The organism is Streptomyces sp. Ru73, assembly GCF_002920575.1.
Lineage (GTDB): Bacteria > Actinomycetota > Actinomycetes > Streptomycetales > Streptomycetaceae > Streptomyces.
On sequence record NZ_PQSQ01000012.1, the window covers coordinates 1 to 14,502 of the forward strand.

At 74.2% G+C, this 14,502-nt stretch carries 15 protein-coding genes; 11 read left to right on the top strand and 4 right to left on the bottom strand.

Going from position 1 to position 14,502, the window contains the following annotated elements:
* Positions 1-236 (bottom strand): carboxyl transferase domain-containing protein (locus C3486_RS08020; protein WP_308461227.1); only part of this gene is annotated, 236 nt, incomplete at its 3' end.
* A gap of 162 nt (positions 237-398) precedes the next feature.
* Here C3486_RS08020 and C3486_RS08025 point away from each other — a divergent pair.
* The 5 genes from C3486_RS08025 (at position 399) to hutH (ending at position 6,600) form a co-directional block, all read left to right on the top strand.
* Positions 399-1,289: a biotin--[acetyl-CoA-carboxylase] ligase gene (locus C3486_RS08025; RefSeq protein WP_103831885.1), complete on the top strand. Its 891-nt coding sequence runs from the start codon at positions 399-401 to the stop codon at positions 1,287-1,289.
* Between the two features lie 273 nt (positions 1,290-1,562).
* A complete protein-coding gene (locus tag C3486_RS08030) occupies positions 1,563-2,654 on the top strand; it encodes an adenylate/guanylate cyclase domain-containing protein (protein ID WP_258052666.1) in 1,092 nt (363 codons plus the stop codon).
* Between the two features lie 71 nt (positions 2,655-2,725).
* Positions 2,726-3,532, top strand: a complete 807-nt coding sequence (locus C3486_RS08035) for an enoyl-CoA hydratase/isomerase family protein (protein ID WP_103831887.1) — start codon at positions 2,726-2,728, stop codon at positions 3,530-3,532.
* A gap of 250 nt (positions 3,533-3,782) precedes the next feature.
* On the top strand, positions 3,783-4,883 hold the full coding sequence (locus C3486_RS08040; protein ID WP_103831976.1) for a GGDEF domain-containing protein: 1,101 nt from the start codon (positions 3,783-3,785) through the stop codon (positions 4,881-4,883).
* A gap of 172 nt (positions 4,884-5,055) precedes the next feature.
* Positions 5,056-6,600 carry a histidine ammonia-lyase gene (gene hutH, locus C3486_RS08045; RefSeq protein ID WP_181138474.1) on the top strand — a complete coding sequence of 515 codons (1,545 nt, stop codon included), beginning with the start codon at positions 5,056-5,058 and terminating at the stop codon, positions 6,598-6,600.
* A gap of 139 nt (positions 6,601-6,739) precedes the next feature.
* Here hutH and C3486_RS08050 read toward each other — a convergent pair whose 3' ends face one another.
* Positions 6,740-7,114, bottom strand: a complete 375-nt coding sequence (locus C3486_RS08050) for a hypothetical protein (RefSeq protein WP_103831889.1) — start codon at positions 7,112-7,114, stop codon at positions 6,740-6,742.
* A 106-nt stretch (positions 7,115-7,220) separates the two neighbouring features.
* On the opposite strand from C3486_RS08050, the gene C3486_RS37920 reads away from it, so the two are divergent.
* From C3486_RS37920 to C3486_RS08080, 6 genes are all read left to right on the top strand, one after another.
* On the top strand, positions 7,221-7,547 hold the full coding sequence (locus tag C3486_RS37920; protein ID WP_103831890.1) for a hypothetical protein: 327 nt from the start codon (positions 7,221-7,223) through the stop codon (positions 7,545-7,547).
* A gap of 150 nt (positions 7,548-7,697) precedes the next feature.
* Complete coding sequence (locus C3486_RS08060) at positions 7,698-8,984, top strand: Ig-like domain-containing protein (RefSeq protein ID WP_103831891.1); 1,287 nt, start codon at positions 7,698-7,700, stop codon at positions 8,982-8,984.
* Positions 8,985-9,139: 155 nt separating this feature from the next.
* A complete protein-coding gene (locus C3486_RS08065; protein WP_308461228.1) occupies positions 9,140-10,417 on the top strand; it encodes a DUF2786 domain-containing protein in 1,278 nt (425 codons plus the stop codon).
* An 85-nt stretch (positions 10,418-10,502) separates the two neighbouring features.
* The gene (locus tag C3486_RS08070; protein WP_103831892.1) at positions 10,503-11,327 is read left to right on the top strand and encodes an SAM-dependent methyltransferase; all 825 of its coding nucleotides are present in this window, start codon (positions 10,503-10,505) and stop codon (positions 11,325-11,327) included.
* 87 nt (positions 11,328-11,414) lie between these two features.
* On the top strand, positions 11,415-11,636 hold the full coding sequence (locus C3486_RS08075; RefSeq protein ID WP_103831893.1) for a hypothetical protein: 222 nt from the start codon (positions 11,415-11,417) through the stop codon (positions 11,634-11,636).
* Positions 11,637-11,773: 137 nt separating this feature from the next.
* Positions 11,774-12,442: an SDR family NAD(P)-dependent oxidoreductase gene (locus C3486_RS08080; RefSeq protein ID WP_103831894.1), complete on the top strand. Its 669-nt coding sequence runs from the start codon at positions 11,774-11,776 to the stop codon at positions 12,440-12,442.
* A 73-nt stretch (positions 12,443-12,515) separates the two neighbouring features.
* On the opposite strand, the gene msrA is transcribed toward C3486_RS08080, so the two are convergent.
* Both msrA and C3486_RS08090 read right to left on the bottom strand, forming a co-directional pair.
* Positions 12,516-13,175: a peptide-methionine (S)-S-oxide reductase MsrA gene (msrA, locus tag C3486_RS08085; RefSeq protein WP_103831895.1), complete on the bottom strand. Its 660-nt coding sequence runs from the start codon at positions 13,173-13,175 to the stop codon at positions 12,516-12,518.
* A gap of 87 nt (positions 13,176-13,262) precedes the next feature.
* Complete coding sequence (locus C3486_RS08090; RefSeq protein WP_103831896.1) at positions 13,263-14,405, bottom strand: hypothetical protein; 1,143 nt, start codon at positions 14,403-14,405, stop codon at positions 13,263-13,265.
* Positions 14,406-14,502: the final 97 nt, after the last annotated feature.

Consider the following 14,502-nt stretch of genomic DNA (forward strand, 5'->3'; position numbering starts at 1 on the left):
GGGCGGTTGTCGGCCATGCCGAAGTCGGTCGCGCGGTGCCGGGCGAACTCGTCCAGCTCGACGAAGGACCCTTCGTCCAGCAGCAGATCGATCCGCTCACGGGCGGTCAGCTTGCCCTTGGCATGCTGCTTCTCCACCGCACGCGCGGAACCGGCATGCGTGGCCTCTTCGATACGGCGCTGAAGATCCGCCAGCTTGCCCGCTGTGGTGTGGATGTGTGCTTCCGGCTCGGACATCGGGATGCGGCTCCTGCTCGTCCTGGACTGGTGCTCGTACGGGGGACCGAATTCGTTACGGGAGAGTGGCCTACCGACTCGTAGCGTATCCGCGGCGCTGCTCAGCGGCACTGCGTCGTTGACCACACTCGGCGGGCCCGACGGCCGCCTAGGCTGGGCAGCATGACGCCTCAACCACCCGTAAACCCCGACAACTCAGGCGACGGCCGTGGCGGCCCGTGGTCGGACCTCGACCGTCCCCCGCTGAACGAGAAGGCGCTGCGCCAGGCCCTCGTACGCCCCGGCTCCCTGTGGACCTCCCTGGACGTGGTCCCGGCGACCGGCTCCACCAACTCCGACCTGGCGGCCCGCGCGGCCAAGGGCGAGGCGGAGGCGGGCAGCGTGCTCGTCGCGGAGGAACAGTCGGCGGCCCGCGGCCGGCTGGACCGCACGTGGTCGGCGCCGCCCCGCTCCGGGCTCTTCTTCTCCGTGTACCTCGAACCGGACGTGCCCCAGGCGCGCTGGGGCTGGCTGCCGCTGCTGGCCGGGGTGGCCACCGCCACCGCGCTCGCCCGCGCGGCCGGCGTGGACACGGCACTGAAGTGGCCCAACGACCTGCTGCTCACGGTGGACGGCGAGGAGCGCAAGGCGGGCGGCATCCTCGCCGAGGCGGCCGGCGACGGCGTCGTGCTCGGCATCGGCCTGAACGTCACACTGCGCGCCGATGAGCTGCCGGTGCCCACCGCCGGCTCGCTCACCCTGGCCGGGGCGCAGGGCACCGACCGCGATCCGCTGCTGCGCGCCGTGCTGCGCTCGCTGGAGAAGTGGTACGGCGACTGGCGCGCCGCCGACGGTGACCCGGCGGCCTGCGGGCTGCAGGAGGCGTACGCGGCGGGCTGCGCGACGCTCGGCCGCACCGTCCGCGCGCTGCTCCCCGGCGACCAGGAGATCCGGGGTGAGGCGGTGGCCGTGGACGGCGACGGGCGGCTGGTTCTGGCCACCGGGGACGGGGTGCAGCGGCCGGTGTCGGCGGGTGACATCGTCCACCTGCGGCCCGCGGCGGACGCGGGCTAGGCCCCGGAGGCCGGGCCCCGCGCGGGGCCGCGGGCCCGGCGCGGGGCCAACGGAGGCGGTGGGTGGCTGTTGACGACATTCCACACATGCGAAAGGTGCGTTATGTGTGGAATGTGAGAGTGAGCCAGCACACACCTGCCGTATCGTTGACGCGATCGGTCCGGCAGCGGACCGCGGGCGAACAGTGATCGGAAGGGCAGTGCGCAGGGATCGGAAGAGGAGGGCGCGGTGACCCTCGACGACTCGGGCGCATCGCCGCACGACGCGGAAGCGGTGCCGCGTGCCGCCGACGCAGCGGACGGCTCCGACGGGGAGAGCGGCGACGACACCATCGCCCTCCGTCTGGAGCAGCTGATCCTGGGCTCCGAGCGGCGGTACACGCCGTTCCAGGCGGCCCGCAGCGCCGGCGTCTCCATGGAGCTGGCATCGCGCTTCTGGCGGGCGATGGGCTTCGCCGACATCGGCCAGGTCAAGGCCCTCACCGAGGCCGACGTGCTGGCGCTGCGCCGGCTCTCCGGCCTGGTGGAGGCCGGGCTGCTGAGCGAGGCGATGGCGGTGCAGGTCGCCCGCTCGACCGGGCAGACCACGGCCCGGCTCGCCGACTGGCAGATCGACTCCTTCCTGGAGGGCCTCACCGAGCCCCAGGACTCGGGCCTCACCCGTACGGAGATCACGTACCCCCTGGTCGAGCTGCTCCTCCCCGAGCTGGAGGAGTTCCTCGTCTACGTCTGGCGCCGGCAGCTCGCCGCCGCCACCGGCCGGGTCGTCCAGGCCCAGGACGACGCCGAGATGGTCGACCGGCGGCTCGCCGTCGGCTTCGCCGACCTGGTCGGCTTCACCCGCCTCACCCGCCGCCTGGAGGAGGAGGAACTGGGCGAGCTGGTCGAGGCGTTCGAGACCACGGCCGCCGACCTGGTCGCCGCGCACGGCGGCCGGCTCATCAAGACCCTCGGCGACGAGGTGCTGTACGCCGCCGACGACGCGGGCACCGCCGCCGAGATCGGGCTGCGCCTCATCGAGACCCTGAGCCACGACGAGACCATGCCCGAGCTGCGGGTCGGCATCGCCTTCGGCACGGTCACGACCCGCATGGGCGACGTCTTCGGCACCACGGTGAACCTCGCCAGCCGGCTCACCTCCATAGCGCCCAAGGACACCGTCCTGGTCGACGAGGCGTTCGCCGAGGAGCTGAGCAGGAACGGCGACGCACCGGTCTCCGAGGCCGAGGCGGCAGCGGCGGAGAAGGAGGGCGAGGGCCCGGTCCCCGCCTACCGCTTCGCCCTCCAGCCGATGTGGCAGCGCCCGGTCCGCGGCCTGGGCGTCGTCGAACCGTGGCTGCTGACGCGACGCCAGCCGAAGTCCTGACGGCGGGCCGCCGTCCCCGCCCGGCTACGATCGCACCCGTAAGCGATCGTTAACCGGGAGGGGCGGTACCCATGGCCGACCAGGATGAGCAGCGGTACGGCGAGTACGTGGCAGTCAAGCGGCACGGCGAGCACGTCGCCGAACTCGCCATGGACCGCCCCAAGGCGATGAACGCCGTCTCCACGGACATGGCCCGCGCCCTCACCGCCGCCACCGACGCGCTCGCCGCCGACCGCACCGTACGGACCGTGGTCCTCACCTCCACGCACGACCGCGCGTTCTGCGTCGGCGCCGACCTCAAGGAGCGCAACTCCTTCACCGACGCCGACCTGATGCGCCAGCGCCCGTACACCCGCGCCGCCTACACCGGCGTGCTGGAACTGCCGATGCCCACCATCGCGGCCGTGCACGGCTTCGCGCTCGGCGGCGGCTTCGAGCTGGCGCTCTCCTGCGACCTGATCGTCGCCGACCCCACCGCCGTCGTGGGCCTGCCGGAGGTCTCGGTCGGCGTGATCCCGGGCGGCGGCGGTACGCAGCTGCTGCCGCGCCGGGTGGGCGCGGCCCGCGCGGCCGAGCTGGTCTTCACCGCGCGCCGCGTCGAGGCCGAGGAGGCCGCGGCGCTGGGCCTGGTCGACCAGCTCGTCGGCGCCGGCGAGGACCGTACCGAGGCGCTGGCGCTGGCCGCGCGGATCGCCCGCAACTCGCCCGTCGGGCTGCGCGCCGCCAAGCGCGCCATGCGCCTGGGACACGGCCTGGACCTGCGTACCGGGCTGGACCTGGAGGACGGCGCCTGGCGCAGCGTCGCGTTCTCCGGCGACCGGGCCGAGGGCGTGGCCGCGTTCAACGAGAAGCGGACCCCGGACTGGCCGGGGGAGTGACGCAGGCCCCGCCCGGGTGGCGGCCCGCACCGCTCCCGGCCGCCACCCGGTGACCGTTCCTCGCCGCCGCCCGGCCACCGTCCCGCCGCGTCGCCCATAAGGGGCGAAACCCGTCGAACCTTCCTACTCTGTAAGGTCAGGGTGCGCCGACGGTGACGGATTGTGAGGGCCGGTGACGGGCGAAGCGATCGGCGAGGGCGACAACGGGTGCGACGCCCGGCTGCGGGCCGTCGTCGCCCTCGCCCAGGCCATGGCCGCCGCGCACCACCCGACGGAATCGGCCAGGGCGGCGGCGCAGGGCGCGTGCCGGGCGCTCGGCGGCTCCTTCGCCGCGGTCTCCGTTTGGGAGCGCCAGCTCGGCCGGCTCCGGGTGCTGGTGAACGTCGGCGACCTCGCCGACGGCGAGCAGGAGTACCCGGACGACGAGTCCTACCCGGTGCACCAGTTCCCCGAGATCGTCGGCTTCCTGCACGAGCGGTGGGCGGGCGGCGGCGAGCCCGAAGCCTGGGTGGAGACCGCCGACGGGCCGCACGAGCAGGGGTCGTACTGCCACCAGAGGGTGGCCGCGCTGCGCCGCCGCGGCCGGGGCAGCTGCGTGGTGGCGCCGATCGTGCTGCACGGCCGGGCCTGGGGCGAGCTGTACGTGGCCCGGCCGCGCGGCACCCCGGTCTTCGGCCGGGACGACGCGCACTTCGCGACCGTGCTGGCCGCGGTGGCGGCGGCCGGGCTCGCCCAGACCGAGCGGCTGGCCGAGGCCCGCAAGCTGGCCTTCACCGACGCGCTGACCGGGCTGGCCAACCGGCGCGCCGTGGACGTACTGCTGGACGAGGCGCTGGACCGGCACCGCGTCGAGGGCACCGTCGTCAGCCTGGTGATCTGCGACCTCAACGGGCTGAAGCGGGTGAACGACACCCAGGGCCACGCGGCGGGCGACCGCCTGCTGGAACGGTTCGGCTCGGTGCTCTCCCTGTGCGGCGCGATACTGCCGGGCGCCCTCGCGGCCCGGCTGGGCGGCGACGAGTTCTGTCTGGTGGCCGACGGGCCGCCGGCCGACGAGGTGGTGCGGGTCGCGACGGAACTCTGCCGCCGCGCGGGCGCGTTGGACCTCGGCGAGGGCGTCGCGGTCGGCGTCGCCTCCACCGGCGACCCGATCGGCCCGGTGCGTTCGGCGCGCCGTCTCTTCCGGCTCGCGGACGCCGCGCAGTACCGGGCCAAGGGCACCCGCTCACCGGGGCCCGTGGTGGCGGGCCGGGACGGCGGCGAGGGCGATCCGGTCGTCCGCATGGCCGACGCGGCCGAGCGGGACCCGGTGGCACCGAAGGGCGAGCGGCGCCGCTTCCGCCGCCGCTGAGCGCCCGCCCCGCCGAGCGCCCGGCAGCCGGCGTCCGGCAGTCGGCGGCCGTGCGCCGCGGGACCGGGCCGCGTGGGGCCGGGCCGCCGCCCCGCGCGTCCCACCGGGGGTAAGGAGTGCTCCCGTACCCCGCTGATGACATCCGTGATTTCACTCTCTAGGGTGCCTGAATATGGATATGCACACCGTGGTGCTGGGGACGACCGGCACGACCGCTCAGGACGTCATCGACGTGGCACGCGGCGCCGCGCGCGTCGAGGTGTCCGCCGACGCGCTCGCGGCCGTCGCCGCCTCCCGCGCCTTCATCGACGACCTCGCCGCCAAGCCCGACCCGGTCTACGGCGTCTCCACCGGCTTCGGCGCGCTCGCCGTCCGGCACATCAGCCCCGAGCTGCGGGCCCAGCTGCAGCGCAACATCGTCCGCTCGCACGCGGCCGGCATGGGCCCGCGCGTCGAGCGCGAGGTGGTGCGCGCGCTGATGTTCCTGCGCCTGAAGACCCTGGCCTCGGGCCGTACGGGCGTACGCCCGCTCGTCGTGGAGACCATGGCGGCGCTGCTGAACGCGGGCATCACCCCCGTCGTCCACGAATACGGCTCGCTCGGCTGCTCCGGTGACCTCGCGCCGCTCTCGCACTGCGCGCTGACCCTGATGGGCGAGGGCGAGGCGGAGGGCCCGGACGGCGTCGTACGGCCCTCCGGTGAGCTGCTGGCGGCCCATGGCATCGAGCCCGTCGAACTGCGCGAGAAGGAGGGCCTGGCCCTCCTGAACGGCACCGACGGCATGCTCGGCATGCTCGTGATGGCCTGCGCCGACCTGGCCCGCCTCTTCACCTCGGCCGACATCACCGCTGCCCTCTCCCTGGAGGCGCTGCTCGGCACGGACAAGGTCCTCGCGCCCGAGCTGCACGCCATCCGCCCGCACCCGGGCCAGGCCGCCTCGGCCGCCAACATGCTCAAGGTGCTGGACGGCTCCGGGCTGACCGGCCACCACCAGGACGACGCGCCGCGCGTCCAGGACGCGTACTCCGTGCGGTGCGCCCCGCAGGTCGCGGGCGCGGGCCGGGACACCCTGGCGCACGCCCGGCTGGTCGCCGAGCGCGAGCTGGCCGCCGCCGTCGACAACCCCGTCGTGCTGCCGGACGGCCGGGTCGAGTCCAACGGCAACTTCCACGGTGCGCCGGTCGCCTATGTGCTGGACTTCCTCGCCATCGCCGCCGCCGACCTCGGCTCGGTCGCCGAGCGCCGCACGGACCGGCTGCTGGACAAGAACCGCTCCCACGGCCTGCCCGCCTTCCTGGCCGGTGACCCGGGCGTGGACTCGGGCCTGATGATTGCCCAGTACACCCAGGCCGCGCTGGTCAGCGAGCTGAAGCGGCTCGCGGCCCCGGCGTCGGTGGACTCCATCCCGTCCTCCGCGATGCAGGAGGACCACGTCTCGATGGGCTGGTCGGCGGCGCGCAAGCTGCGTACCGCCGTCGACAACCTCACCCGGGTCGTCGCCGTCGAGCTGTACGCCGCGACCCGCGCGGTGGAGATGCGCGACGGGCTGACCCCGTCCCCGGCCACCCGCGCGGTGCTGGACGCCGTACGTGCCGAGGGCATCCAGGGTCCGGGGGAGGACCGTTTCCTCGCGCCCGACCTGGCGGCGGCGTACGAGTTCGTGCGGAGCGGCAAGCTGGTCGCGGCCGTGGAGCCGGTCACCGGCCCGCTGGACTGAGTCTCGGGGGGGGGGCGGCCGGGCCGCTCCGGCCGCGGGAGCCCGTGTCCGCCCTGCCAGGAGGGACGCGGGCTCTCAGGCCGTTCACGCCCCGGCGGCGGGCTCTCTCAGGCCGTTCTCGCGTCCCGGCAGCGGGTGCTCAGGCCGTCTCGCCGCGGGAGCGGCGCACGGCGACGGTGACCAGGGCCGCGCCGATGCCGAGGAAGGCCGTGCCGCCGACGGCGTACGGGGTGGTGTCGATCGAGCCGGAGTCGGCGAGCCGGACCTCGCCCGAACCCTGGGTGCCGGCCGTGCCGGCGGCGTCCTGGCCGTCCGGTACGGCCTCCGTCTGCCCGGCGGTCCCGGCCTGCGTGCCGGTCCCGGTCCCGGTGTCCTGGGCGACCGCGGGGGCGGCGGCGGAGCGCTGGGTGCCGGCGTGGTGCTCGACCGTGGCGTTCGCCGACGGCACGAAACACAGTGCGATCAGCACCGAGCCCGCCGCAGCTGCAGTCACCAGTGGTCGGCGTGCGGTCACGGAACGATCCCCCTTCACGGCTCGGCGCGTTGGCCGTTACGCAGATGTTAGTAACAGCCGCGGGTCGCGGGGAAGCCAGGGCCCCGGGGTGCCTACGCTCCGTGGCATGAGCAACGGTGACACATCACGGTTTGTCCGCTTGCGCGTCGAGCTGGTCATGGAGATCTCGGACTCGGACCAGCTGACCGGCGCGGCCCTCGACGGGATCAGCGGCGAGGACCACATGACCGACCAGGAGCGCGGCTACGCGCGGGAGGCGGTGCAGGCCGAGCCGGCCGAGGCCGTCGCGCACCTCATCGACCCCTTCGACCTGATCAACGACGTACCCGGCGTGGAGCTCGTCCAGGCGTCGTGGAGCAGCGAGGAGACCGACTACGACCCTGAAGCGGAGGAGTGGGACCTGGGCGACGCGGGGGACGACGAGGACGTCTGACGGCGGCGTTCTCCGCCGCGGAACCCCGGGTGTCCTTTCCCACACTTTCCCGTGCATGGAACGGCAAAAAGGGAACAGGCGTTCATCATGGGAGCGACTGGGACCAAGTGTGCCCAGATGTGCTCGGGGAGGACCTCAGGATCCGTAGCAATGGAGAACCAACCGATGACGGACAGTAAGCGCCGCCAGGGCTTCATAGCCACCGCCGCGCTGCTGGGCGGGGCGCTCACGCTCACCGCCTGCGGCGGCGGTGGCGGCAAGGCCAGCGGCGACAGCGGCGGCTCCGGCCCGCCGGAGAAGCACCAGAAGCAGGAGCAGGTCGACCGCGCGGCGGCCGAGGACGCCTCGGACGCCAAGATCAAGATCACTCCGAAGAGCGGTGCGACCAGCGTCGGCCTCAACCACGACACCCGGGTCGCCGTCACCAAGGGCAAGCTGACCGACGTGACGATGACCTCCGTCGAGACCAAGGAGAAGGTGCCCGGCACCCTCTCGCCCGACGGCAAGTCCTGGCAGCCGCAGTCCCAGCTGAACCGCTCCACGCAGTACAAGATCACTGCGCACGCAGAGGACTCCGAGGGCCGCAAGGCGGTGGAGCACTCCACCTTCACCACGGTCTCGCCCACCAACAGCTTCATCGGCAACTTCACCCCCGAGGACGGCTCCACCGTCGGCACGGGCATGCCGGTCTCGGTCAACTTCGACAAGCCGGTGAAGGACAAGGCCGCCGTCGAGTCGAAGATCAAGGTCGCGGCGAGCAGCAACCAGGAGGTCGTCGGCCACTGGTTCAGCGACACCCGCCTGGACTTCCGTCCGCAGGAGTACTGGAAGGCCGGCACCAAGGTCACCATGGACCTGAACCTGGACGGCGTCGAGGCGTCCCCCGGCGTGCAGGGCATCCAGGACAAGACCGTGAGCTTCAACGTCGGCCGCTCCCAGGTGAGCACGGTCGACGCCAAGACCCACATGATGACCGTCGTGCGCGACGGCAGGACCGTCAAGCGGATCCCGATCTCCGCGGGCGGCAAGGAGAACCCCACCTACAACGGGCAGATGGTGATCTCCGAGAAGTACCTGCAGACCCGCATGGACGGCTCGACCGTCGGCTTCACCAAGCACGACGGCAAGGGCGAGTACGACATCCCCGATGTCCCGCACGCCATGCGGCTCTCCAGCTCCGGCACGTTCATCCACGGCAACTACTGGGGCAAGGGCATCTTCGGCCAGGCCAACACCAGCCACGGCTGCATCGGCCTGGAGGACGTCAAGGGCGCCAAGGACGCCAAGACCGACGCCGCCTGGTTCTACGACCACTCCCTCCTCGGTGACGTGGTCGTCATGAAGAACTCCCAGGACAAGACCGTCCAGCCCGACAACGGCCTGAACGGCTGGAACATGGACTGGACGCAGTGGAAGGCGGGCAGCGCCCTGCGGTGACCCGCGCGCCCCGCACGACCTGACGGCTTCCCCGGCCGCACACGGGCGGCGCTCCGGACCGGTGTCCGGGGCGCCGCCCGTCGTCGTTGCGGGCCCGCGCCGTACGCGTCCGTACGCGTTACGGGCCGCGCCGCCCGCCTACGTACAGTGATCCGGTGGGCGACAAGGGCAAGGGGCGCGACGGGCGCCGGGACGACGGCGCCGCGGACGGCGCGGCGGAGACCGTGGCACGCGTGCTGGGCACGGTCCGGTACGCCGCCGACGGCCGGGCCGCCGAGGACGCCGTCGAGACCGGCGCCTCGGCGCTGAGCGCTGACCCGGCGGGCCCCGAGGCCGTGAGCCGGGCCCTGCTGACCGCGGCAGCGGCGGCCGTGCGCGGCTGCTGGGAGGGCGGCTGGCACCCCGCCGACCTGGTACGCCTCGTCCGGCGCGCGGGCGCGCCCATCGAGCCGGCCGCCGACCTCGTGGCCGCCGAGCTCCGCCGCTACCCCGCCGACGCGCTCCCGCCCCGCTGGGCGGCCCAGCTGCGCGAGGCGGGCGCCGAGGTCTGGTGGCCGGACGACGGCGGCTACCTGGACGCGCTGGCCCGGCGCCGCCGCACCACCCGCTTCGAAGCGCTCTGCGACGTCCTGGAGGTGCTGCGCGTCCTCGGCCGGCTGCCCCGCGTCACCCCGACGGGCCCGCTCCCCGGCGAGCCGGGCGCCCGCACGGCCGCGCCGCGCGCCGGGGCCGCCGCAGGTACGCCCGGCGGCGAACCGCGCGTCCTCGGGCGCATCCGCGGCCTGCTCGCCAAGGCCGAGTCCACCGCCTTCCCCGAGGAGGCCGAGGCGCTCTCCGCCAAGGCTCAGGAGCTGATGGCCCGGTACCGGGTCTCCGAGGCGCTGCTCGCGGGCGCCGCGGCCGCCGACGGCCCGGCCGCCCTCCGCATCGGCATCGACGGCCCGTACGAGAGCACCAAGGCGCTGCTGCTGGACGCGGTGGCCGACGCCAACCGCTGCCGCGCCGTCTGGTCCCCGGAGGCCGCCTTCACCACCCTCGTCGGCTTCCCGCCGGACCTGGACGCCGCCGAGCTGCTCTACACGTCCCTCCTCGTGCAGGCCACCACGGCCATGCAGCGCGCGGCCGACCAGCACCACACCCGGGGGAAGTCCCGCCGTACCAAGGACTTCCGCCAGTCCTTCCTCGCCGGGTACGCGTCCCGCATCCGCGACCGGCTCACCGACGCGGCCGGCCGGGTCACCGCCGAGGCCGCTGAGGAGACGCCGGACCTGCTGCCGGTGCTCGCCGCGCGGGACCTCGCGGTCGAGGAGCGGACCGGAGCGCTCTTCCCCGAGACCACGGCCGTACGCATGCGCGGGATCCGCGACGCCGACGGCCTCCACCAGGGCATGGCCGCAGCGGACCGGGCCCGGCTGGACCACCGCAAGTCCTAGCGACCGATGCCCCGTCAGCCTCAACTTCCCCACTGGTAACGTCACTTGCCGAGAGCGGGACGTGTACGGGACGAGGGGAGCGGACGTGACGGACGACGGCGGGCACGCGGGGACGGCGGCCCGGATCAACACCGGGGTCGCGCACAACGCCCGGGTCTGGAACCACTGGCTCGGCGGCAAGGACAACTACGCCGTCGACCGCCAGGTCGGCGACCACGTCACCGGCCTCTACCCGAGCATCGGCGACGTGGCGCGCGCCGACCGGGCGTTCCTCGGCCGTGCCGTGCGCCACCTCGCGGGCGAGGCGGGCATCCGCCAGTTCCTCGACGTCGGCACCGGCCTGCCCACCGCCGACAACACCCACGAGGTCGCCCAGCGCACCGCGCCCGATGCCCGCGTGGTCTACGTCGACAACGATCCGATCGTCCTCGCCCACGCCCGCGCGCTGCTCACCAGCGGGCCCGGCGGCGTCACCGACTACGTCGAGGCGGACGCGCAGGACCCGGACGCGATCCTCCACGCGGCCGCCCGCACCCTGGACTTCGGCCGGCCCGTCGCCGTCATGTTCCTCGGCATCCTCAACTTCCTCACGGACACCGCGCAGGCGCAGCGGACCGTGGACCGGCTGCTCGCCGCCGTCCCCTCCGGCAGCCACCTCGTCCTCACCCACCCCACCCTCGAACTGGGCGGCGAGGGCAACGCCGAGGCCATGCGCTTCTGGAACGAACACGCCACCCCGCCCATCACCGCCCGCACCGGCGCGGAGATCGCCCGCTTCGCCGCGGGCCTGGACCTGCTCCCGCCCGGCCTGGTCTCCTGCACCCGCTGGCGCCCCGGCCCGGCCCCGGACGGCAGCCCCGCCGAGCCGCCGGAGGTCGCCCAGTACGCCCTGGTGGCCCGTAAGCCCTGAGGCGTACGGGTCGTACAGGGCTCACGGGGCGGGTGTGCGTTAGCGAGACGTTAGCGGCACAGCAGCGCGCCCGGTCAGGGTGCCGGTATGCCGATCACCCCGCGTGCCGCCGTGCTCCGCCGCGCCGCCCTGGCCTCGGTACTGGCCGCGGCGGCCCTGTCCCTGACGGCCTGTCGGGACGACGGCACGGGCGTCCGCCCCATCCCCGACCCCACCGGCCCGCCCGCCTCGGCCACCTTCCCGTACACCCCGGCACCCCCGTCGCCGAAGCCGTCCACCGCACCGCCCACGGGGTCCCCGCGCCCGTGAGGAGACGTACGAGGACGCATACGGAGACGCGTACGGACCCTTGCGCGTGGGCACACAGAGGAAACGCACCCGACAAGTGATCAGCCGGCGCGGCCCTGGCAGTTGCGGGTCCGCCGCCGGCGCGGAGAGGAGCAGCGGTGGCCAGGACTCTCGTGGTGGTCGGTGCCGGTCCGGGGCGCGGCATGGGGGTGGCCCGCGCGTTCGGACGCCGTGGCTTCCGGGTCGGCCTCGTCGCCCGTACGAAGGACCGGCTGGACACGCAGGTTGCCGAACTCGCCGGACTCGGCATCACCGCGGCCGCCTTCCCCGCCGACCTGCGGGACCGGGACGCGCTGGCCGCAGCCCTGGCACAGGCCACCGAGACGCTGGGCCCGCCCGACGTCCTGGACTACGGCCCCGGCCCGTCCGGCCCGGTCACCCACGCCGCGCAGACCACCGCCGCCTCGGCCACGGCCCAGTTCGGCCTCTACGTCCTCGGCGCGGTCACGGCCGTCGGCCAGGTGCTCCCCGACATGCTCGCCCGCGGCTCCGGCACCCTCCTGGTGACCACCGGCCCCGCGGCCACCACCCCGGCCCCCGCCGACGCCAACGTCGGCCTGGCCATGGCCGCCCTCCACCACTACGCGCGCTCACTCCACCCCGAACTGACCCCCCACGGCATCCACGTCAGCGCGGTCACCCTCACCACACCCCCCACGACCCCCGCCGAAGCCGACACCCTCGGCGACCGCTACGTATCCCTCCACGAGACCCGAGCCCCCGCCGAAACCACCCTCACCCCGACCGGCACCGTCTCCGCGCACTGAAGGGCACGGGGAACCGCTTGCGGCAGCCGTCCGTCCGGCCCCCGTATCCGGAAGGCGACTGCCCGGCCTGGCCTCAGCCGTCCGCGCGGGCCACGCCCACCGGGCAGGAGACGCCGGTGCCGCCGATGCCGCAGTAGCCGGCGGGGTTCTTGTCGAGGTACTGCTGGTGGTAGGGCTCGGCGGGGTAGAAGGGGGCGGCGGGGAGGAGTTCGGTGGTGATGTCGCCGTAGCCGGAGGCGGTGAGCACCTTCTGGTAGGCGGCGCGGGAGGCCTCGGCCGTCGCGGCCTGCTCGGGCGAGTGGGTGTAGACCGCGGAGCGGTACTGCGTGCCGACGTCGTTGCCCTGGCGGAAGCCCTGGGTGGGGTCGTGGGACTCCCAGAAGACCTTCAGCAGGGTCTCGTAGGAGACCTTCGCCGGGTCGAAGACGACGCGGACGGCCTCGGTGTGGCCGGTGAGGCCGCTGCAGACCTCTTCGTACGTGGGGTTCGGGGTGTGGCCGCCCTGGTAGCCGACGAGGGTGGTCCACACTCCGTCGGTCTGCCAGAACTTCCGCTCGGCGCCCCAGAAGCAGCCCAGCCCGAAGTCGGCCACCTCGAACCCCTCCGGGTACGGGCCGAGCAGGCTGTTGCCGAGGACGGTGTGGCGCTCGGGGACCGTGAACTCCGGCTCGGGGCGGCCCTTCAGCGCCTCCTCGGGGGAGGGGAGACGGTTCTTGAAGCGGGAGAACAGCATCGGGATCAGGCTCCGGGGGTGAGGACGGGCGGGGCAGTCGTCGCTTCCGAGAACGCTCGGCGCGGGCCGGGAATTCCGGCGCGGGCGTCAGGACGGCGGGAGCGTGGCCGGGGAGCCGCCCTGGGCCTCCCAGCCCGCGACGGCCAGCGCACGGTAGGTGGCGTACGCGGCGGCCGGCCGGGCGTCGTACGACCACGGCACCGCGCCGACGTGGCCGTCCACCAGACGCAGCTGCTCCATGGCCTCGGCGTACCGCTCCGCCTGGACGAGGAACCAGATCAGGAGGTGGCGTACGTGCGGCGCCACCGGATGGTCGGCCGGGGCCTGGCGCAGCGCGTAGTGCGCGCCCTCGATGGCGCGCTCCACGACCGCGCTCTGGAAGAGGCTGCGGACCATGTTCGCCTCGGGGAGGTGGTCGAACACGGAGAAGAGCGGCAGGGCGGGGAGCAGCGACTTCGGGGGCGCGCTCGCTGCGGCGCGCTCCGTGAAGGCGTCCGCGTCCTCCTTGGAGCCGTGCCACTTCTCCGACCAGTACGGGAGCGCCGCGAGATGCGCGCCCATGTGGTGCGGCGCGCGCTGGACGACCTTGGACCACAGCTCCTCGTAGTCGGGGCGGCGGTCGCCGAGGCCGCGGGCCACGGCCAGCTCGATGATGTACGGGACCGGGCTGCCGGGCGCCAGCAGCCGCGCCTCCTCGCAGACCGTGCGGGCCTCCTCGAGGATCATGCGGAAGTCCTCGGAACCGGGGTCGCGCAGCGCCTGCACCACGAGGAACTGCGCGTGCGTCTGGGCGGCGCCGGAGTCCTTGGGCTTCTCGGCGCGCCAGGTGCGCAGCCAGATGCCGCCCCGGGAACCGGCCGGTGCGTCGGGGTGCGCACCCGGCGCGCCGTCCTGGCCAGGCGCCGTCGCGAACGCCGCCGCTCCCGCCAGCGTCTGCACCCGCTGCCACCTGCGCTCGTCGCCCTCGGGGGTGTCCGCCAGCAGCCGGGACGCCGGCCGCCAGTCCTGGGTGCGGGCGATCTCGGCCAGCGCCTCGGCCAGCTCCGGGTCGGGCCCCGGCAGCCGTACGTCCAGCTGCTCGGCGGGGACGAAGCCGTAGGCCCCCATCGGGTCGGCGGCCGCCGCCATGCCCTGACCGGCCTGCCGCAGCGCGCGCCGGCGCCGTGCCAGGGGGTAGCCGACGACCCCCGCGAAGGCGAGGAGGGCGAGGAGAAGGAGCAGTACGTCCATGAGGAGTCGTTTCCAGGTCGGGGCGTCGGGCGCGCGGGCGGTGCGGTGGCCTTGCGGCCTCGGTGGCTCGGTCAGGGGCTCGGTCGGTGGCACTTCC